The sequence below is a fragment of the Pseudomonas sp. CJQ_9 genome, assembly GCF_043106615.1.
GTDB classification, from domain to species: domain Bacteria; phylum Pseudomonadota; class Gammaproteobacteria; order Pseudomonadales; family Pseudomonadaceae; genus Aquipseudomonas; species Aquipseudomonas juntendi.
The window spans coordinates 26,184-46,636 of the sequence record NZ_JBICMS010000057.1 but is presented as its reverse complement, the minus strand read 5'-3'; the positions used below and the strand labels follow the sequence as shown (position 1 = coordinate 46,636).

Here is a 20,453-nt window from a genome sequence, read left to right as displayed (position 1 = left end):
AAGGTCACAGGATCATGGGGAAGCTCACTTTTTGTACTGCGCAGTTGGGTCGTAGAGGCTTTCTCCAGAGTTGCGTGCTGCTGGGCGTGGGCAGCGCGGCGTTCGGCGCCACGGCGGTGTTTGCTGGCAAACCGGTTGAAAAACCAGGGTTCGTGGTGATCAACGGCTGGGTACTGCCGTCCCGCTATTTCCGGAACCAGCCAGCATGATCCAGGACTATGAGCAGCAGAAAACGCTGCGCGACAACTACGATTTCTGCATCATCGGGGCCGGCCCTGCGGGGATCACCCTTGGCCTGCGCCTGGCGGCAGCCGGCTGGAACGTGTTGCTGGCCGAAGGTGGGGGGCGTGAGTACGCACCGCATTCGCAAGCCCTGTACGCCTGCCCCTCGACCGGCCTCGAGCTGTATGCCGAGGAAACCCGCCTGCGTTACCTGGGCGGCACGTCCAACCATTGGGCCGGCCGGTGTCGGCCCTTCACGGCTTCCGACTTCGCCGTGGCCCCACCGGGTGAGTTGCCGGGTTGGCCCATTGCCTATGCGGAGATCGAGCCTTACCTGCCGGTGGCCATGGACATCGTCGACCTGCCCGCCGGGGCAGATTTTCGGGCACTGAACACCGGGCTTGAGGGTGGCGACTTCGAAGCTGACCGTTTTCTGCTCAGCACCCCGACCCGCTTCGCCCAGAAATACGCTACGGCGCTGGAGCAGACCCCGGGCCTGGACCTGTTCATCAATTGCAACTGCGTGGACCTGGAGTTCGATCAGGCATCCGGCCACCTGGCGGCGGTGGTGCTGTCGGACTACCAGCGCAATCGCCAGCGGTTGGTGGCCCGCAACTTCATTCTGGCCACGGGGGCCATCGAGAATGCCCGACAGCTGCTCAACAGCCAGTCCCTGGTGGCTGCGGGGGTGGTCAACAAGGAAGGCCTGGTTGGCGCGTGCTTCATGGAGCACCTGAACATCGAGATGGGCACCTTCATCCTCAAGTCCGGGCAAGACCCGGAGCCGCGCCAGTACTACACCACCGATGCCTTCCTCGCTGAATACCAGGCCGGCAAAGGCAACGTCACCACAGCCTTGTTGGCCGATGTGCAAACCTATGGCCGCACTGCCGAGGTCAAGCATTTTCTCGAGAACCTGGCCTGCGACATGGGAATTTCCAGCAAGATCGAGTTCGTGGCCAAGTTCAGCTGCCCCGGTGACGGCGTGATCAGTACCATGATCGAGCAGTTTCCCAACTTGCACAGCCGCATTTCACTGCTCGACGAGCACGACGCGCTGGGGGTGCCGAAGGTCAGCGTGAACTGGGTGCTCAGTGCTGATGACCGGCACACCATCAAGTGCATCGGTACGGAGCTGGCCAAGCAGTTCGCCGACACGGGCCTGGGCTTCGTCAAACTCAACGAGTTTGTCTATGACACCTCGATACCGCTGAAAATGGCGCCCCATGCCCACCACATGGGCACCACGCGCATGGCCGCGTCTGCGCAAACGGGCGTCGTGGACGGCAACTGCAGGGTATTCGGCACGCAAAACCTGTATGTCGCCGGCAGCAGTATTTTTGCCAAGGGCGGCGCCTCCAATCCGACCATGCCGCTGTTGCAGTTCGCCGTGCGGCTGGCCGACCACCTTGACGCGAAGATGAGGGCGCAGAGCGGCGCCGCCGCGTGAACCATGTTGCACACAGGTTGAGTGCGTAGTGGTCAGCATCTAGAAGAACGAGACCGCATCGCCTCAGGGCATTCCAGCCGTATTGATCGCGAGGCCAGGAAGGATGATGGGATGGATACGCAAGGCAGTGGCACATTACGCACATGCAACCGGGCGCGGAGGCACGTTCTACCGCCGGTTCTGCAGGCCGTCGGGGCTGGAGTGGGGGGCCTACCTCAAACGCTGGGGCAACTTTCATTCGGTGGGCGACAACTTCTTCGTTAATGCCGGCTGCAAGTTCCTCGACCCGTCACTGGTGCGTATCGGCAACAGCGTGGGGTTGTCGGACTGCACGTTGATCGGCCACGACGGGGTGGTCTTGCTGATCGAACACCGGTTTGGCAAACACCTTGATTCGGTCGGTTTCATCGACATCAAGGACAACTGCTTCATCGGCCACGGTGCGATCATCATGCCGCGGGTGACCATCGGTCCCGAGTCCATCGTCGCGGCAGGGGCGGTGGTCACCAAGGACGTGCCACCGGGCACCGTCTACGGCGGCAACCCGGCCGTGTTCATCTGCACCACCGAGGCGCTGGTCAAACGGGTCGAGGCACGTTGCGAAGCCTACCCGTGGATCGACCTGATCAAACAGCGCGACGGTGCCTACGACCCCACGGTTGAGCCGCAACTGATGGCGCAGAGGCGCCAGTACTTCTTCGGGGATGGCAATAATGGGTAGCAAACCGGTGGACGTGATGGTGGTCAATTTCAACACCGCCGGGTTGCTGCAGCCAATGTTCGATGCGCTGCGCCGCGCAGGCAGCGAACACTTGGCCAGTTACCTGGTGGTGGACAATGCCTCCGTCGACGACTCGCTGCAGCGTATGGCTGAGGTTTGCCCAGAGGCAGTGTTGCTCAGCAACAAGCACAACGTAGGTTTTGGCCGTGCCAACAACCAGTTGCTGGCCCACCTGCAAGGCAAGTATGCATTGTTGCTCAACACCGATGCGTTCGTGGCCGCCGATTCCCTGCAAAAAACCCTCGACTACATGGATGCCCACCCGGACTGCGGCGTGCTGGGGGTACGCCTCGAGGGCCGAGAGGGGGACCTGCAACCCAGCTGCCGCTATTTTCCCACGCCGCTGAACGTCTTCGTCGGGCGTACTGGCCTGGGGCGCTTTTTCCCCGGGCTGAAAATGGTCGACGACATGGACTGGGACCACGCTTCGGTCCGCGAATGCGACTGGTTGCCCGGTTGCTTCTACCTTGTGCGCCGCGAAGTGCTGGACCAGGTAGGCCTGTTCGATCCGCGCTACTTTCTTTATTACGAGGAAGTCGACCACTGCAAGCGGGTCAAGCAGGCCGGCTGGAAAGTGGTGTTCTACCCACATACCACGGTGGTCCACATCGGGGGTGAAAGCTCCAAGTCAGTCACCGAATTGGAAGCTGCCAGCCGGCAGATTTCCGCTTACCAGATCGAGAGCGAGCTGCTGTATTTCCGCAAGCACCATGGCTTGGCCGGGCTGGCGTTGCATATGCTGCTGGTGACCGTGGGCGACTTGGTGCTGGCACTCAAAGCGCTGTTGAAACGACGCGGCCGAGGCGCGATACAGGCCTGCTGGCGTCATTGCCGGGCGACCTGGTCACTGCTGTTGCAGACCCGTTACGCCAGCCAACCCACAAGGTAGCTACCGCCATGTTCGAGAATATACGCGCCGACCTGCGGGCCCATGGTGGCGACTGGGGCGCCCAGGGCTTCTGGGTATTGCTGGTGTACCGCTTCGGCCGCTGGCGCTACGGTGTGCGCCCGGCGCTGCTGCGCAAGCTGTGCTCTCTGGTGTACAAGGTGCTGTTCAAGTTCGTGCAGATCATCACCGGGGTGGAACTGCCCTGCGAGGCGGTGATCGGCCGCAATTTCGTCATCGACCATTTCGGTGGCATCGTGGTCAGCGGCTACGCCCGGTTTGGCGACGACTGCCGCATCCGCAATGGCGTGGTGGTGGGCCTGAAAAATGTCGACGAGCCCATTGCCCCGGTGTTCGGCAACAACGTCGACATTGGTACGGGCGCCAAAATACTGGGCAGCATTCGCATCGGCAACAACGTGATTATTGGTGCCAATGCCGTGGTGCTGGTGGATGTGCCAGACAACTCCCTGGCTGTCGGTGTACCGGCAGTCATCAAGGCCCGGCACTTGGCCGCCTCGGCGGCGGTCGAGTGAGGCCCTTGGCGATGCAGATCGGCGTGGTGGTCATTGGCCGCAACGAGGGCCAGCGTTTGGCGCGCTGCCTGCGCTCGCTGGCCCATGGGGCTGACAAGGTCGTGTATGTAGACTCGGGCTCCAGCGACGGTTCGCAACAGCTGGCCGCCGCCTTGGGCGTCGAGGTGCTGGCGTTGGACATGAGCACCCCGTTCACCGCGGCAAGGGCGCGTAACGAAGGCTTTGCCGTGTTGCAGCGGTTGCTGCCAGCCATGCAGTGGGTGCAGTTCGTCGATGGCGACTGCGAAGTGGATGCCCGCTGGCTGGCCACCGCCCAGACGTTTCTGGCCGCGCACCCCGCGGTGGCGGTGGTGTGTGGCCGGCGCCGCGAACGCTTCGCGCAGCGCTCGGTGTACAACCTGTTGTGCGACCTGGAATGGGACACCCCGATCGGCGAGGCCAAGGCCTGCGGCGGTGACGCGTTGATGCGGGTAGACGCTTTCACCGCTGTGAGCGGTTTTCGGCCTGACCTGATCGCTGGGGAAGAACCGGAGCTGTGCGTGCGCTTGCGCGCCAAGGGCTGGAAAATCTGGCGCCTGGATGCCGAGATGACCTTGCACGACGCCAACATGACCCGGTTCAGCCAATGGTGGCGGCGCAGCCTGCGTGCCGGGCACGCCTACGCCGAGGGCGCCTATCTGCACGGTCAGCCGCCCGAGCGGCACTGGTTGCGCGAGTCGCGCCGGGCCTGGGTGTGGGGCCTGGGCATTCCCGTGTCGATCGTGCTGGCCTGCCTGCTGGTGGGCGGCTGGGGCTTGGGGTTGTTGTTGATCTACCCGTTGCAGGCCATGCGCCTGGCGCAGCGGGGCAACAGGTCGCCGCGCGAAAACTGGCTGCAGGCCGTGTTTCTGGTACTGGGCAAGTTCCCCGAAATGCTCGGCCAGCTGAAGTTTCTGCGCCACCGCCTGGCGGCTGGCAAAGCGGCTTTGATCGAGTACAAGTGAGAGAGGCCCATGATGCTCGGCACCCTCGTGAAAAGCGTGTTTACCCTGCAACCCGGTTACTCGTTGCGGGCATTGCACAACAAGTACAAGTTGAGCCTGCAGATGGCCAGGCATTGGCCGCAACTGAACACCTTCCTGCAGCGCCTGACCGCGGCACTGGGCCAGCCGGGGGTGCAGCAGTTGGGCGTTGACTGCATCGGTGTCGTGCAATGGCCCTATATCAGCCAGCACTGGCAAGCGCCGCAACGCCTTGATGCAGTCGCCTCGCACTTCGAGCTGGTGGCCCGGCATTTTCCTGGGCTGTTGCTGTTGGGCCGGGACGACAGCCTTACCCTGTGTGACCTGGGAAGCTATTCGCCGGGCTGCTGCCTGGTGCTCGACAGGCCGATCTGGTTCAAGCGCGAAGGCGAGCTGGTGCTCAACCTGTTCCAGGGTGAGTTGCGTGTGGCGTCCCTGGCGTTCACCCTGTGCCAGGGGCCGGCCGGCATCGGTTTGTACATCGGCGCAGTGCAAGGCATCCATAAAGGCATCGACAGCGACACCTCGCTGGCCATCTACCGCGACCTGACCAAGGACTTCGAGGGGTTGCGCCCGCGCAGCTTGCTGCTGGAAGCGTTGAAGTGTCTGGCCAGAACTTTGGGGGTCGCCCGGTTGTACGCCGTGAACGATGCCAGCCGGCATCACCGCCACGCTTATTTTGGCCGTGACAAGGGCCAGGAACTGGCGGCCAACTACGATGCTATCTGGCAGGAGCATGGTGCCAGCGCCTCAGAGCATGCCGATTTCTACAGCCTGCCATTGGCGCCGGCGCAGCGTGCCGAGGCCGACATTCCGGCAAAGAAACGGGCGATGTATCGCCGTCGCCAAGCATTGCTCGACGATGTATTCAACTGTTTGCAAGCAGCTTTGCCAAGCAATGGTGCCAACCTTGGACTACAAGGAACACAGGGGGATGCATTTGCTGTGAGTGCATCGGCAGTAGGCAGGCCGCCGGTAGTTGACAGCCTGAAGTAAAGGTTGCTTGGGGCGGTTGGTCATCAAGCGGGTTTGGATCTGGGTTCATATGCGTATTGCTTATTTCATCAATCAGTACCCGAAGGTCAGCCATAGTTTTATCCGCCGCGAGATCCTGGCATTGGAGCGCCAGGGGATAGAGGTGCAGCGCCTGGCACTGCGTGGCTGGGACGCCGAGGTGCAGGATGCCGAGGACGTGGCCGAGCGGGGCAAGACCCGCTACGTGCTGCAAGGCGGGCTGAAGCAGCTGTTGCGGCCCATGTGGCAGGTGTTGCGCGCGCAGCCGCGGCGCTTTGGCCGGGCGCTGTGGCTGGCACTGCGGCTTGGCCGCCGAGCGGACCGGGCCTGGCCCTACCACCTGGTGTATCTGGCCGAAGCCTGCCAGGTGCTGCAGTGGCTACAGGCCGGGCAGGCGCAGCATGTGCATGCGCACTTTGGCACCAACTCTACCGAAGTGGTCATGCTGGCCAACATATTGGGCGGGCCGGCCTACAGTTTCACCGTGCACGGCCCCGAAGAGTTCGACAAGCCACAGTTCCTGCACCTGGGGGAAAAGGTTCGGCGCGCCGCTTTTGTCGCGGCGGTCAGCTCGTATGGGCGCAGCCAACTGTTGCGCTGGGTGGCGCACGAGCACTGGGCCAAGGTCAAGGTGGTGCATTGCGGGCTGGAGCGCGCGTTCCATGCGGTGCCTGCGGTAGAGGCGCCCGCGGCGCCACGCCTGGTGTGCGTTGGGCGGCTGTGTGAGCAGAAAGGCCAGTTGTTGCTGCTGGAGGCCGCGCGCCAGCTGGCGGACCAGTCGCAGGCCTTTGAGCTGGTGCTGGCCGGTGACGGTGAAATGCGCGAGCAGATCGAGGCCTTGATTGCCCGCCACGGCCTGCAGCAGCACGTACGCATTACTGGCTGGATCAGCAGTGCACAGGTGCGCGAGGAAATCCTCGCTGCCCGCGCTCTGGTATTGCCCAGCTTCGCCGAGGGCCTGCCGGTGGTGATCATGGAGGCCATGGCCTTGCGCCGCCCGGTGCTGACCACGTTTGTTGCCGGGATCCCTGAGCTGGTGCGGCCCGGCGAGAATGGCTGGCTGTTCCCCGCGGGCGCAGTGGACGAGCTGGCAGCGGCCATGGCCGAGTGCCTGGCGCAACCTGCCGAGGTGTTGCAGCGCATGGGCCAGGCGGCCTACGAGCGGGTATTGCAACGGCACGACATCGACACCGAGGCGGCCAGGCTGGCCGGCTACTTCAAGGCATTCGCATGATAAGTGTATTAGGGTGGTTGCTGGGCCTGCTAACGGTCATCGTCCTGGTGCCGGTGTTGGTGTTTTCGCTGCAGGTATTGCTGGCTTGCCTGCCCGCACGCAGGCCGGCACCGTGCAACACTGCCCGGCCAGCGCTTGCGGTGTTGGTGCCGGCGCACAACGAGGCCTCGATCATTCAGGCCAGCCTGGCGAGCATCGTGCCGCAACTGCTCGAGGGTGACCGCTTGCTGGTAGTGGCCGACAACTGTTCCGACGCCACGGCGCAGCTGGCCCGCGAAGCGGGGGCCGAAGTGGTGGAGCGGTATGACGCCCAGTTGCGCGGCAAAGGCTATGCCCTGGACTTCGGCGTGCGCCATCTGGCGCGCCAGCCCCCTGAGGTGGTGATCGTGGTGGATGCCGATTGCCAGGTCGGCGAGGGCGCCATCGATATCCTGGCTCGGCGATGCCGTGAAACGGCGCGCCCGGTGCAGGCGCTGTACCTGATGCGGGCACCCGCAGGCGCCGGGCTGAAAGTGCAGGTCGCCGAATTTGCCTGGCGGGTGAAAAACCTGGTTCGCCCGCGTGGCTGGGCGCGGTTGGGCTTGCCTTGCCAGCTGATGGGCGCCGGCATGGCCTTCGGCTGGCACGACCTGCGCCAGGTCAACCTGGCCAACGGCCATCTGGTCGAGGATGTGAAACTCGGGCTCGATCTTTGCCAGCAAGGCAAGCCGCCGCTGTTCTGCCCCGAAGCCTTGGTAACCAGCCAGTTCCCGCTCAGCCCGCAAGGCCTCAACAGCCAGCGTACGCGTTGGGAGCACGGCCACCTGGGGTTGATGCTGGCCGATGGGCCCAAGCGGGCGCTGGCTGCCATCACCCAGCGCAATGGTGCCCTCGCGGCGATGACCCTGGACCTGGTGGTATCACCCTTGGCCTTGCTGGTGTTGGCACTGCTGGGGTTCAACCTGCTGACCTGGCTGGTTTACCTGGTAACCGGGCTGGCGGCACCTGCAGTGTTCGCCCTGCTGGGGCTTGGGTTGCTCGGCGCGGCGGTGGTGGTGGCCTGGGCACGCTTCTGTCGGGAGCTGATCCCGTTCTCGGTGTTGCTGTACGCACCGTTCTACGCAGCCCGGAAAATCCCCCTGTACCTGGGTTTTCTGATCAAGCGCCAGGTTGAATGGGTGCGCTCGAAACGGGATGACGACTGATGAGCCAGCGGCAATGGCAGCAACGCTGGGCGCGCCTGGTCGGGCAGCTGCATGTGGTCGCCGACGAAAACGCCGTGCAGCGCCTGCTCGAGCACCTTACCACCCCGGACAAAGCGACGGTGTTGGGGTTCGTCAACGCCCACGCAATGAACCTGGTGGTGCGCGACGGGGCTTATTGCCAAGCGCTGTCGGCGGCCGATGTGCTGCTGCGCGATGGCTCCGGCATGGCGATCCTTTACCGCCGCCTGGGCCTGGAGCCTGGCCTGAACATGAACGGTACCGATTTCATTCCCAGGCTGCTGGCGGCCTACCGGGGGCGTAAGGTGGCCTTCTGGGGTACGCGGCAACCCTACCTGCACCAAGCAGTGCAGCACTGCGCAGCCACCTTCGGCGTGGCGCCGGTGTCGGTTCACGATGGCTTTGCCACTGTCGATACCTACTTGCAACTGGCGCACGAGCATCAACCGGAACTGATCGTGCTGGGCATGGGCATGCCCAAGCAGGAAGCGGTCGCGGCACAGTTGGCCGGCATCAGCGGCCCCTGCCTGATCGTCTGTGGTGGGGCGATCCTGGACTTTCTCGGCGGCAAGGTCAGCCGCGCCCCCGGCTGGCTGCGGGCGGTTGGCGGCGAGTGGCTGTATCGGCTGTGCCGTGAGCCCAGGCGCCTGTTCATGCGCTACGTGGTGGGCAACCCGCTGTTTCTGCTGCGCACGTTGCTGTATCGGCGGGCGAGCGCTGCTGCCAGGCGCTCGCTGTGAATCGGCCAAAAGCTGTGGCAGCAGGTATTCCGGGCCCGCCTGTGGCAGCTGGCTGCTACATTGATATCAATGGTTTGGACGCTGCGCGCTTTGCCGCGTGCGGCGCTGCAAGGCTGTGATTCAAGACTGGTTGTTGGCTGTAAGGCACTTGCCACGCTCCAATTGATGAGGTCTGAAATGGTTTTCGAACCCAGAAGCAGTCGCTCCTTACTCCAGCGCCGAAGCAGTGTTAGCAACGCCATCCAGGCCGGCCTCGACGGCATTGCCGTGACGGGTATCGCCTGGTACCTGATCTATGACCAGTTCGGCTACATCACCTCCGATTACGTGATCATGCTGCTGTTGCTGATCGGCGCACTGGCGGTCATTTATGATCATTACGCGATCTACCGCACCAACGTCGGGCTTTCGATCAAGGCCTTCCGCCTGTTCAAGGCCTGGTCGGCCACGTTCTGCTTTCTGGTGGTCATGGCGTTCCTGACCAAACAGAGCGAAACCTACTCCCGGCTGCTGGTTGGCCAACTGTTCGTCATCGGTTACTTCGCCCAATTGTTCCTGCACTTCGCCGTGCGTGAGCTGCAAAAACGCTTCACCGCACATGCACGCCTGGACAATGCCCTGATCATTGGCAATGGTGACCTGGCCAACTTTCTTTACCAGAAAATCAGCAGCAACCCATGGTTTGGCGAGCGGGTGCTGGGGTGTGTACTGGTCGACAAGGTTGAACCGCACGCAGGCGAGGGCGCCGAGGGCAAGCAGCGCCTGCCGGTGCTCGGGCATATTGCCGAGCTTGACGAATTGGTCGCCCGCCACGGCATCCGTACGGTCTACCTGGTGACCCCGCTGGGCGGCTCGGAAGTGATCAACGACGTGTACTTCAAGCTGCTCGACAAGTGCATCGCGGTGAACTGGGTACCGGATATCTTCTCGTTGCGCCTGATCAACCACAGCGTGCGGGAAATTGCCGGCATCCCGGTGCTGACCTTGTCGGAAACCCCGCTCACAGGCATGAGCCTGTTCCTGAAAAACCTCGAGGACCGAGTACTGGCCGCGCTGATCCTGCTGTGTGCGTCGCCGGTGTTGCTGGCCGTTGCCCTGGCCATCAAGCTCGACAGCCGCGGCCCGGTGTTCTTCCGCCAGGAACGAACCGGCTGGACGGGTGAGGCGTTTCGTATCTGGAAATTCAGAAGCATGCATGTGCACCAGCCCGAAGGCGGTGTGGTGCAGCAAGCCCAGAAGAACGACCCGCGGTTGACGCGGGTAGGGGCCTTCATCCGCCGTACCAGCCTCGATGAGCTGCCGCAGCTGTTCAATGTGCTGACCGGCGAAATGTCGCTGGTCGGGCCACGGCCGCATGCCTTGCAGCACGACACCTTGTATTCCCAGGACATCGTGGATTACTTCGCTCGCCACAACATCAAGCCGGGCATGACCGGCCTGGCCCAGGTACGCGGGTTCCGCGGCGAGACCAAGGACATCGAACAGATGATCCAGCGGGTGGACTCCGACATCGAGTACATCAACAACTGGTCGTTGTGGCTGGATTTCGTGATTCTGGTACGCACGTTGAATGCGTTCACCGGTAAACAGGCCTATTGATTGTCATGCCACAGGTGCAGAACAGGCCTCATGCTGTGTTCAACGGGTGCAGTTCGCGGAACCCTCGTGCTTCTTCCACCAGCCAGTCATGTACCGCCCGCGCGCCCGGCTGGGTCAACCCGCCGGGCGGGTAATGCACCACATAGCGTTTGTGGTTGGCGATGGGTACGCCAAACGGCACGATCAGCGCGCCGCGCTCCAGTTCATCGTTGAGTAGCGTGCGCCGGGCAATGGCCACACCGATACCGGCAATCGCTGCTTCGATGGTCAGGTGGTTACGGTTGAAGGTATGCCCACGGCGTACGTCCAACCCAGTGGCGCCGATCCCGTCCAGGTAGAACTCCCATTCGGCATATTCCGAACTGCCACGCCAGGCGGTGATGTCGTGCAGCAGCGGGTAGTGCACCAGGTCGGCCGGCCCGTGCAGCGGGGGGCGCCCACGCAGCAGTGAGGGCGCGCATACGGGAAAGATCTGCTCGTCCAGCAGCGGCGTGGAGAGCATGCCCGGGTAGCTGCCGTCGTTGAGGTCGATGGCCAGGTCGAAGTCGCCCGGGGTCAAGGCCTGGGCACTGTCTTCGGCCACCAGGCGCAGTTCGATGTCCGGGTAGCGCTGCTGGAAACGTGGCAAGCGCGGCGTTAGCCACTTGGCCAGGAACGAGGGGATGGAGCGCACCCGCAATGTGCCACGGATCTCGCCGGCGTCCAGGCGTAGCAGCTCTGCCTCGATGCTGCCGTAGGCGTCGGTCACGGTCTGCGCCAGGCGCTGGCCTTCGGCGCTCAGTTCCACGCCCCGTGCCCGGCGCAGAAACAGGCGGTAACCCAGGCGCTCTTCCAGCTGGCGCATCTGTTGGCTGACCGCCCCGGGGGTGATGTGCAGTTCCTCTGCACAGCGGGTAAAGGACAGGTGCCTGGCGGCGCAGGCAAAGACGTGCAGCCAAACAAACATCTGGCCGTTGAGTTGGCGTCGCATCGTTTAGTCCTGCTAAAGCCTTGCTTAGAAAGTTTCGTTGGTCATTTTAACCGCGCAGCGTCAGTATCGCGCAAAATCGCAGCAGCGCCCATTTTCTCCAGATAACCGTGCACTGGCTACCTTTCAGCGCATGGTCAGGCATTAGTATGGCTATCAGTGTTTTCGACCTTTTCAAAATCGGCATCGGCCCGTCCAGCTCCCACACCGTCGGCCCGATGCGCGCGGCTGCGACCTTTGCCCAGGCCCTGCGCGAGCAGGGCTTGCTGGGGCGGGTGACGCGCGTTGAAGTACGCCTGTATGGCTCGTTGTCGGCGACCGGCGTTGGTCATGCCACCGACCGTGCCTGCCTGCTGGGCTTGATGGGGCAGTGGCCAGACCGTATCGACCCGGCCACCATCGAATCGCGCATCGGTCAGGTGCTGCAGGAACACTGCCTGATGCTGGACGGCAGCCACCCCGTGGCGTTCGAGTATGCGCAAGACATGCTGCTGCTCGACGAAAACCTGCCGTATCACCCCAACGCCATGCGCGTGGAAGCCATGCACGGGCAGGACAGCCTGTTGTGCCAGACCTATTATTCCGTCGGCGGCGGGTTCATTGTTGAACAGGCCGAAGTCGATGCGCCTAAGGCTGCAGAGAACGCCGCCGTGCTGCCCTACGAGTTCGGCAGCGGTGCCCAGTTGCTGAAGCTGTGCCAGGCCCACGGCCTGAGTGTGGCGCAACTGATGATGGCCAACGAATGCGCCTGGCGCCCGGAAGCCGAGGTGCGCGACGGCCTGCTGCGCATTTGGGCTGCGATGCGCGAGTGCGTGGACAACGGCCTGCGCAACGAGGGCATTCTGCCCGGTGGTTTGCACGTCAAACGCCGTGCGGCGCGGCTGCACCGTAGCTTGCAGGAACTGGGCAAGCCTAATGTGATCGGGTCGACGCTCGGCGCCATGGAGTGGGTCAACCTGTACGCCCTGGCGGTGAACGAAGAGAACGCCGCTGGCGGGCGCATGGTCACCGCGCCTACCAACGGTGCAGCCGGTATCATCCCGGCAGTGCTGCACTACTACATGAAGTTCAACCCTGGCGCCTGCGACGCGGATGTCGTGGACTTCCTGCTTGCCGCGGCTGCAGTTGGCATCCTGTGCAAAAAGAACGCCTCCATTTCCGGCGCCGAGGTCGGCTGCCAGGGGGAGGTCGGGTCTGCCTGCTCGATGGCGGCCGCCGGCCTGGCCCAGGTGCTGGGCGCGACACCGGCGCAATTGGAAAATGCTGCCGAAATTGCCCTGGAACACAACCTTGGGCTGACCTGCGACCCGGTCGGTGGCCTGGTGCAGGTGCCGTGCATCGAACGCAATGCCATCGCTGCCGTGAAAGCGATCAATGCGGTGCAAATGGCACTGCGGGGCGATGGCGAGCATTTCATTTCGCTCGACCGGGTAATCCGCACCTTGCGTGATACCGGTGCCGACATGCATGCCAACTACAAGGAAACCTCGCGCGGCGGCCTGGCGGTTGCATTCGTCGAATGTTGAGCTACTGCGGGGGGGTAGGGGGCTGCTTTGCAGTTCATCGCCGTTCAAGCCCAGCTCCCGTAGGGATCGTATGAGGGCTGACGCGTGTTTGACACAAGATGTGCAGCGCCTGGGAGATCGAGCGCCGCCCGCGCGGCGCATCGCGAGCTGCGCTCGCTCCTACGTTTGTTTCGGGCCAATTATGCCTGTGGGATTTGCGCGCGAACGCCTTGGCGCCCACCACGATATCGCGTCGTACGAACAAGGCGATCGCGCGCGCCTGTCACAGGCAATACTGGCCCGAAACAAACGTAGGAGCGGGTTTACCCGCGAAGCGCCGCGCGGGCGGCGCTCGATCTCACAGGCGATGCATATCTTTTGGCAAATAACACCCACACGTTGCTAGCCCAACACCTCACGTAACCGGTACCACAACATCCCCAGCGCCAGCAGTGGCGAGCGCAGTGCCTTGCCACCGGGGAACGTCAGATGCGGCACTGCACTGAACACATCCAGGCCGTGGCTGTGGCCCAGGGCGATGCTTTCTGCCAGCAGCTTGGCTGTCCAGTGAGTCACGTTCAGCCCGTGCCCGGAATAGCCTTGGGCGTAATACACGTTGGGGTGTTGGCTCAAGCGCCCGACCTGGGGGAAGCGGTTGGCGGTGATGCCGATCATGCCACCCCACTGGTAGTCGATGCGCACATCGGCCAGTTGCGGGAATACCTTCAGCACCTTCGGCCGCATATAGCCGGCGATGTCCTTGGGGTCGCGGCCCGAATAGTGGCAGGCGCCGCCGAACAGCAGGCGGCGATCAGCGGTGAGGCGGTAGTAATCCAGGCCGACTTTCTGGTCGCACAGTGCCATGTTCTGCGGGATCAAGCGGCTCGCCAGTGTTTCGGGCAGCGGTTCGGTGGCCACCACGTAACTGCCGGCCGGCAGCACCTTGCCACTCAGCCGCGGTTCCAGGTCGTCCAGGTGGGCGTTGCAGCCCAGCACCAGGCGGCCCGCGCGCACGCTGCCGTGGGCCGTATGCACGGTAACGCTGGGCCCATGCTCGATACGCAGCACCGGGCTTTGCTCGAAAATGCGCACGCCCAGGGCATGGGCGGCGCGGGCCTCGCCCTGAACCAGGTCGAGCGGGTGCAGGTGCCCTGAACCCATGTCCACCAGGCCGCCGGCGTACCGGTCGCTGGCGACGATCTCATGCAACTGCCCGCTTGCGACCAGCCGTGTTTCGTGGCGGTAACCTAGCGCTGCCAGGTCTTGCAGTTCATCCTTGAAGGCGTCGAACTGCGCGGGCGTGTTGGCCAGTTCGCAAAAGCCCCAGCGCAGGTCACAGGCAATGTTGTAGCGGGCGATGCGCGCGGCGACCAGCGCCACCGAGTCGATGCCGGCCTGCTGGAGGTAGCGCACGCCATCCTGGCCGACATGTCGGGCAAAACCGCTGACATCATGGCCGATGCCGCGAATCAGCTGGCCGCCGTTGCGGCCACTGGCACCCCAGCCGATGCACCGCCCCTCCAGCAGCACCACCGACAGACCACGCTCGGCCAGCTCCAGCGCCGTATTGACCCCGGTCAGCCCACCCCCGACCACACACACATCAGCGCTCAGGTCAGCGTCGAGGCTGGGGTAGGGGGCCGCATCGCGCGCAGTGGCTGCATAGTACGAAGCGCTGTGTTGGGTATTGAATGACATAGAGGGTCTCGGCTCAGCGGTTGGACTTGATCTTGCTCCAGGAGCGGGTCATGACGCGCATGATCTTCGGACTGGGGGTACTGGAAATGTACAGCTTGTCCAGTACCTCCTGCGGGGGGTAGATCTCGGGGTTGTCCACCAGCGCGGCATCCATGTAGGCCTTGGCGTCCGGGTTGGCGTTGGCATAGCCGACCGTGGCGCTGACCTTGGCGATCACCTTGGGGTCGAGCAGGTAGTTGATGAAGGCCAGCGCCTGCTCCGGGTTGTTCGCATCCTTCGGAATGGCCAGCAGGTCGAACCACAGGTTGCTGCCTTCCTTGGGAATGCTGTAGGCGACCTTCACGCCGTTCTTCGCTTCCACGGCGCGGTTGGCCGCCTGGAACACGTCACCGGAATAACCGAACGCCACGCAGATATTCCCGTTGGCAAGGTCGGAAACATACTTGGAGGAGTGGAAATAGGTGATGTACGGGCGCAGCTCAAGCATGCGCGCCTCGGCTTTGGCGTAGTCGGCCGGCTTTTCGCTGCGCGGGTCCATGCCCAGGTAGTTGAGCACGGCGGGGAACAGTTCATCGGGCGAGTCCATGAAGGCCACGCCGCACTGCTTGAGCTTTTTCAGGTTCTCGGGCTCGAACAGCACCGCCCAGGAATCGATGCGATCCACGCCCAGTGCCGCCTTGACCTTTTCCACGTTGTAGCCGATGCCATTGGTGCCCCACAGGTAGGGCACCGCATACTGGTTGCCGGGGTCGTTCTGCTCAAGCTGCTTGAGCAGCTTGGGGTCCAGGTGCTTCCAGTTCGGCAGTTTGCTGCGGTCCAGCGGCAAGAACGCACCGGCCTGGGCCTGGCGGGCCAGAAAATGGTTGGAGGGCACTACCACGTCGTAGCCGGTGCGCCCCGCCAGCAGCTTGCCTTCGAGGGTTTCGTTGGAGTCGAACACGTCATAAACCACCTTGATGCCGCTGCTGGCCTGGAAGTCGGCCAGGGTGGTGTCACCGATGTAGTCGGTCCAGTTGTACACGCTCACAGTGGGCGTCGCGTGGCTGGTGGTGGCGAACAGCAGGGTGAATGCCGCGGGGATCAGGGCTTGCAGATGACGCATGGGAACACCTCGTTGGTTTTGTTCTACGGGTTCAGGTGTGGTGGGGGCTGCACAGCCCCCTGGGCGGCTCAGACGCTCAGCATCAGGAACTCGCGCTCCCACGAGCTGATCACGCGCTTGTAATTCTCGTGCTCGGCCCTTTTGACCGCCACGTAACCCTGCACGAATTGCTTGCCCAGGTACTGCTGCACGGTCTCGCAGTCTTCCATGTGCTGCAGCGCATCTTCGATGGTGATGGGCAGGCGCAGGTTGCGCCGCTCGTAGGCGCGGCCTTGCACCGGGGCACTGGGGTCGATCTGCTCGACCATGCCCAGGTAGCCGCACAGCAGGCTGGCAGCGATCGCCAGGTAAGGGTTGGCATCCGCGCCGGGCAGGCGGTTTTCCACGCGCATCGCTTCCGGGCTGGAGGTGGGGACGCGCAGGCCGGCGGTGCGGTTTTCTTCACCCCACTCGACGTTGACCGGGGCCGAGGTGTCCGGCAGGAAGCGGCGGAATGAATTGACGTTGGGGGCGAACATCGGCAGCAGCTTGGGGATGTACTTTTGCAACCCACCGATGTGGTGCAGGAACAACAGGCTCATGCTGCCGTCGTCGTTGGCGAAGATCGGCTTGCCGGTGGCGATGTCGATCACGCTCTGGTGCAGGTGCATGGCACTGCCCGGCTCGTCGGTGATCGGCTTGGCCATGAACGTCGCAGCCACGTTGTGCTTGAGCGCAGCCTCACGCATGGTGCGCTTGAACACGGTGATCTGGTCGGCCAGGTCCAGCGCGTCGCCGTGGCGGAAGTTGATCTCCATCTGCGCCGGGCCGTCTTCGTGGATCAGCGTGTCCAGGTCCAGGCCCTGGATTTCACACCAGTCATAAACGTCCTCGAACAGCGGGTCGAATTCGTTGGCGGCATCGATCGAGAACGACTGCCGGCCGCTTTCGGCCCGGCCGGAACGCCCCAGCGGCACTTGCAGCGGCAGGTCCGGGTCTTCGCAGCGCTTGGTCAGGTAGAACTCCATCTCTGGCGCGACAATGGGTTGCCAGCCCTTGTCAGCGTAAAGCTTCAGCACTTTCTTCAACACGTTGCGCGGCGACAGCTCGATGGGGTTGCCTTGCTTGTCGAAGGTATCGTGGATCACGATCGCGGTAGGTTCGATGGCCCACGGGATCTGGTACACAGCGCTCGGGTCGGGGCGGCAGACCATGTCGATGTCAGCCGCATCGAGCAGGTTGTAATAGATATCGTCGTCAACGTAGTCGCCGGTGACCGTTTGCAGCAGCACGCTCTCGGGCAAGCGCATGCCACGTTCGTGAAGAAACTTGGCAGTCGGTGCGATCTTGCCGCGGGCGATGCCGGTCAGGTCGCTGATCACGCATTCTACTTCGGTGATCCGGTGTTCTTTCAGCCAGGTGGAGAGCTGATCGAAGGGGGCGTTCATACAGACCTCTTGGTTGGTTTTTTTATGTGGGAGCCGCTGCACCCGCCAAAGCCGTTGCACGGCTTCAAGAGCGTCGCGCTTCCCAGGTGACACGCTGGAGGCTATCTTGAGCTCGGCACCACACCGCCATCTATCCACTTTCTTCGGCATTCAATGCACCAAAAGAGTGCATTCAGGACAAAGCGTGACAACGCCCAACGCCTTGCAGGTCCAAGCTTTCCACACTTCGGATGTGTCCGAGCAGGTTCGCATCACCCCCGGTTGGCAGCAGCAGTACCGGCAGATGTCGCCGGGCCATTTCAGCGGCCAGTTGCGCTGCCTGGGGCTTGACGGCGTGCAGGTCTACGAAGAACGCCTCAACACCCGGGTCGAGCAATTCTTCCGGGCGCCGAGCGGGTCGCTGGCGTTCTGCTTCGACCAGAGCGAAAACAGCCTTTACCTGCTCAACGAGCAGAGCCGCAACATCTGGATCACGCCAGAGAATTACCAGGAAGTGGCCGTCGTGTTCGACCAGGCGTTTCTCGCCAGCCACGGCCTGGACCCCGGCAGGCTCGACGGTTTGTTCATGGTGCCGCTGGGCAGTGGCCAGAATGCGTTGTTCGGCAATTGGCTCAGTGCCACCCTGACCCGCCTGGGCGAGGCTGGGTGCCCGTTGCAGGGGCAGGCGTTGGCGGAGCAGTTGCTGGAGGACTGCTTGTTCATCCTCGACAATGCCTGCCAGCGCTTGCAGGGCATGGCCATGGGCCGGCGGGACGAGGAGCGGGCGATCATGCACCGGGTCAGCGAGTGGGCGGCTGACTGCCCGGAAGAAACCTTGAACCTGGTGGAACTGGCGGCGGTGGCGGGCGTGTCGCTGCGCCAGTTGCAGCAGGCCTTCAAGGCCTACACCGGCATGCCGCCCGCGCACTGGTTGCGGTTGCGCCGGCTCAATGGGGCGCGGCGCGATCTGTTGCGGGGCGGTGGCGTGACCGTGGCGGAAGTGGCGATGCGTTGGTCGTTCTGGCATTTGGGAAGGTTTTCAGAGAGTTACCGGCAATTGTTCAAGGAATTTCCGAGCGAGACACTCAAGCGCGTCAAGCGCTGAACCGCCGGCCCGCAAGTGCAGCAGCCGGCGCCGAAAATTGCTATCGTGCCAGCCTGTTTCCACCCGAGGTGCCGATGTTCTACCTGCCTTTGCCCAGTGACCAGGCTGACAGCCTCGCCAGTGTTCCCCTTACCGACTTCTTCAGCAGCGCCAGCCTGCTCCAGGCCGCTGCGGTGTTGTTCGTGCAAAACCTGCCTCGCCAGCCGGCGACTGCCTCGGCCGATGCTCAGGAACGCCGCTTTGCCGAGATCGTGCGGATCGCCAACGACGTTGAACGTGCCGCGCCTGGGCGGTTCCAGGGGCAGGTGGCGCAGCACTTCGACCGTGAAGCCTTCGCCATGGGCCTGGGCATGCTGGGCGAAAACGGCATTGCGCTACTCAGTGGCGAAGTGGCGTACAGCGCGGATGAACTGCAGGACGACGAGGGGCAGTGGAATTTCCAGTTCGCCGACCGCTATCGCCAGCGCGCCACGCCGCTGCACCCCGTGCACCTGCCGGCGCTGGCCAACGACCTGATGCTCAGCGACCAGCAGAACCGGCTGTTGCGTGAATTTCTGGGGGGTATCGACGAATCGGTCGCCGTGCAGGGCTTTGCCGGTACCGGCAAGACCTTTCTGATCCACCAGTTCGCCCGGTTGCTGGAGCCGCAGCGCACCTTGTTGCTGGCCTTGACCGAAGGCCAGTTGCGCGCGCTGCAGGCCCGGGTCAAGGATGCCGCTGCCTACACCGCGCTGACCTTCGGCCAGTTGGCCGACGAGCTGTTGAACCGCGACCTCACCAGCAACGGCTGGCGCCTGCGCGACCCTTACCGCACCAAGCGCTCGTGGCGCCCGCAAGAGGCGCAGGTGGTGCGCTGGCTGGCCATACCCGACATTGGCCCGCTTGCCGCGCGCGATGTGGTCGCCTTGTGCATCCGCGCGGTGCGGGCGTTTTGCCACAGTGCCGACGCGCAGGTGCAGTTGCACCATGTGCCCTGGGCCGGGCCGGGCACATCGCCACTGGACCAAGAAGTGTTGCTGGAAAAGGCACGGCTGTACTGGCAGGAGCTGATTCGCCCGTCAGCGCGGGAAATCCAGTTGCCGGTACGTGACTACCACCGGGTCAAGCTGCTGGCGCTGACCGGCCTGGTGATTGACAGCGGCTACACCCACGTCATCGTCGACGAGGCGCACGAGTTGTCGGCACCGATGCTTGCCGTACTTGACCGCAGCCCGCAAGCGGTCATCGCCCTCGGTGACGAACTGCAGAACCTGAACGGCCTCAGTGCGCACCATGGCAGCTTCATCCGCCAGCGCTGCATCGACCACTCGCTGCGCGCAGGGCCGGCGATGGACAACGTGCTCAACCCGCTGATACAGGCGCACCCGGCATCGATCCAGGCGGCCTTCAGTGGGAGCGCCGAGCACTACACCCGGGTCAGCTTCTTCGATGCGGTCACGGTGCCGGAACAGCCCACCGCGTTGATCGTCGATGACGAGTGGGGGCTGTTTGGCTGGTTCCAGCGCCTGACGCACCAGGGCGTGCCGTTCGTGCTGCTGCAAAGCGCGCGCAAGGACTTCGAACTGTTCGTGGAGGATTGCATCGAGCTGTACCGCCATGGCACCCGGCCTCGTCACCCGATGCTGTTCCGCTATGCCAGCTGGCAGGCGCTGGAGCAGGACAAGGGTGAGGACAAGGCATTCGTCGCGGTGGCCAACCTGCTGCGCAAGGGCTACACCCCGCAGCACTTTGCCCAGGCCAAGAGCCGTTACCGCTGGACCAAGGCGCCAAAGCTGTTCCTCGGGCGGGTAAGGGATGTGAAGAACATGGAGTTTGCCCGGGTGATGGTGTCGCCCGAGCTGATGGTCACGCCGCAGGTGGCCGGTAACCGCAATGAACGGGCGCGCCTGCTGGCAGGTTTGTACACCGCCTGTTCACGGGCGCGGCATGAGCTGATCGTGCCGGGGGGGATGCTGGACTGGGTCAAGGACCAGGTGCGCGATTGAGGTTGGCAGAGGCTGCAATG

Annotated in this window: 18 protein-coding genes; 14 read left to right on the top strand and 4 right to left on the bottom strand. The window is 63.5% G+C overall.

Features of this window, described 5'->3' with window-relative positions; translation table 11 throughout:
• Positions 1 to 14 precede the first annotated feature (14 nt).
• The 11 genes from ACF8SD_RS11165 (at position 15) to ACF8SD_RS11115 (ending at position 10,665) form a co-directional block, all read left to right on the top strand.
• The gene (locus ACF8SD_RS11165) at positions 15 to 209 is read left to right on the top strand and encodes a hypothetical protein (protein ID WP_054913125.1); all 195 of its coding nucleotides are present in this window, start codon (positions 15 to 17) and stop codon (positions 207 to 209) included.
• Positions 206 to 1,672 (top strand): GMC oxidoreductase, encoded by a 1,467-nt coding sequence (locus ACF8SD_RS11160; RefSeq protein WP_392484348.1) that lies wholly within the window; start codon positions 206 to 208, stop codon positions 1,670 to 1,672. The genes ACF8SD_RS11165 and ACF8SD_RS11160 overlap by 4 nt, the downstream gene beginning before the upstream one ends.
• Before the next feature lie 103 nt (positions 1,673 to 1,775).
• A complete protein-coding gene (locus ACF8SD_RS11155; RefSeq protein WP_009682743.1) occupies positions 1,776 to 2,393 on the top strand; it encodes an acyltransferase in 618 nt (205 codons plus the stop codon).
• Positions 2,386 to 3,342: a glycosyltransferase family 2 protein gene (locus tag ACF8SD_RS11150; protein ID WP_173889051.1), complete on the top strand. Its 957-nt coding sequence runs from the start codon at positions 2,386 to 2,388 to the stop codon at positions 3,340 to 3,342. Before ACF8SD_RS11155 ends, ACF8SD_RS11150 begins: the two co-directional genes overlap by 8 nt.
• 8 nt (positions 3,343 to 3,350) lie before the next feature.
• A complete protein-coding gene (locus ACF8SD_RS11145; protein WP_173889052.1) occupies positions 3,351 to 3,875 on the top strand; it encodes a serine O-acetyltransferase in 525 nt (174 codons plus the stop codon).
• A gap of 5 nt (positions 3,876 to 3,880) precedes the next feature.
• Complete coding sequence (locus ACF8SD_RS11140; RefSeq protein WP_173889054.1) at positions 3,881 to 4,858, top strand: glycosyltransferase family 2 protein; 978 nt, start codon at positions 3,881 to 3,883, stop codon at positions 4,856 to 4,858.
• 9 nt (positions 4,859 to 4,867) lie between these two features.
• Complete coding sequence (locus ACF8SD_RS11135) at positions 4,868 to 5,872, top strand: VirK/YbjX family protein (RefSeq protein ID WP_173889056.1); 1,005 nt, start codon at positions 4,868 to 4,870, stop codon at positions 5,870 to 5,872.
• 49 nt (positions 5,873 to 5,921) lie between these two features.
• A complete protein-coding gene (locus ACF8SD_RS11130; RefSeq protein WP_392484347.1) occupies positions 5,922 to 7,124 on the top strand; it encodes a glycosyltransferase in 1,203 nt (400 codons plus the stop codon).
• The gene (locus ACF8SD_RS11125; RefSeq protein ID WP_392484346.1) at positions 7,121 to 8,308 is read left to right on the top strand and encodes a glycosyltransferase family 2 protein; all 1,188 of its coding nucleotides are present in this window, start codon (positions 7,121 to 7,123) and stop codon (positions 8,306 to 8,308) included. Before ACF8SD_RS11130 ends, ACF8SD_RS11125 begins: the two co-directional genes overlap by 4 nt.
• A complete protein-coding gene (locus ACF8SD_RS11120; protein ID WP_392484345.1) occupies positions 8,308 to 9,066 on the top strand; it encodes a WecB/TagA/CpsF family glycosyltransferase in 759 nt (252 codons plus the stop codon). Before ACF8SD_RS11125 ends, ACF8SD_RS11120 begins: the two co-directional genes overlap by 1 nt.
• 177 nt (positions 9,067 to 9,243) lie before the next feature.
• Positions 9,244 to 10,665, top strand: coding sequence for an undecaprenyl-phosphate glucose phosphotransferase (locus ACF8SD_RS11115; protein WP_392484344.1), 1,422 nt, complete (start codon positions 9,244 to 9,246; stop codon positions 10,663 to 10,665).
• A 28-nt stretch (positions 10,666 to 10,693) separates the two neighbouring features.
• On the opposite strand, the gene ACF8SD_RS11110 is transcribed toward ACF8SD_RS11115, so the two are convergent.
• Positions 10,694 to 11,635, bottom strand: coding sequence for a LysR substrate-binding domain-containing protein (locus ACF8SD_RS11110; RefSeq protein ID WP_009682752.1), 942 nt, complete (start codon positions 11,633 to 11,635; stop codon positions 10,694 to 10,696).
• A 146-nt stretch (positions 11,636 to 11,781) separates the two neighbouring features.
• On the opposite strand from ACF8SD_RS11110, the gene ACF8SD_RS11105 reads away from it, so the two are divergent.
• Positions 11,782 to 13,158: an L-serine ammonia-lyase gene (locus ACF8SD_RS11105; protein WP_392484343.1), complete on the top strand. Its 1,377-nt coding sequence runs from the start codon at positions 11,782 to 11,784 to the stop codon at positions 13,156 to 13,158.
• A gap of 381 nt (positions 13,159 to 13,539) precedes the next feature.
• Here ACF8SD_RS11105 and ACF8SD_RS11100 read toward each other — a convergent pair whose 3' ends face one another.
• The 3 genes from ACF8SD_RS11100 to ACF8SD_RS11090 all read right to left on the bottom strand — a co-directional run bounded on the left by ACF8SD_RS11100 (position 13,540) and on the right by ACF8SD_RS11090 (position 17,364).
• Positions 13,540 to 14,835 (bottom strand): FAD-binding oxidoreductase, encoded by a 1,296-nt coding sequence (locus ACF8SD_RS11100; RefSeq protein ID WP_173889067.1) that lies wholly within the window; start codon positions 14,833 to 14,835, stop codon positions 13,540 to 13,542.
• A 13-nt stretch (positions 14,836 to 14,848) separates the two neighbouring features.
• On the bottom strand, positions 14,849 to 15,937 hold the full coding sequence (locus ACF8SD_RS11095; RefSeq protein ID WP_173889069.1) for a polyamine ABC transporter substrate-binding protein: 1,089 nt from the start codon (positions 15,935 to 15,937) through the stop codon (positions 14,849 to 14,851).
• 68 nt (positions 15,938 to 16,005) lie between these two features.
• Positions 16,006 to 17,364, bottom strand: coding sequence for a glutamine synthetase family protein (locus tag ACF8SD_RS11090; RefSeq protein ID WP_173889071.1), 1,359 nt, complete (start codon positions 17,362 to 17,364; stop codon positions 16,006 to 16,008).
• Positions 17,365 to 17,548: 184 nt separating this feature from the next.
• On the opposite strand from ACF8SD_RS11090, the gene ACF8SD_RS11085 reads away from it, so the two are divergent.
• Positions 17,549 to 18,448 carry a helix-turn-helix domain-containing protein gene (locus ACF8SD_RS11085; protein ID WP_392484342.1) on the top strand — a complete coding sequence of 300 codons (900 nt, stop codon included), beginning with the start codon at positions 17,549 to 17,551 and terminating at the stop codon, positions 18,446 to 18,448.
• A gap of 74 nt (positions 18,449 to 18,522) precedes the next feature.
• Positions 18,523 to 20,433, top strand: a complete 1,911-nt coding sequence (locus tag ACF8SD_RS11080; protein ID WP_392484341.1) for a hypothetical protein — start codon at positions 18,523 to 18,525, stop codon at positions 20,431 to 20,433.
• Positions 20,434 to 20,453: the final 20 nt, after the last annotated feature.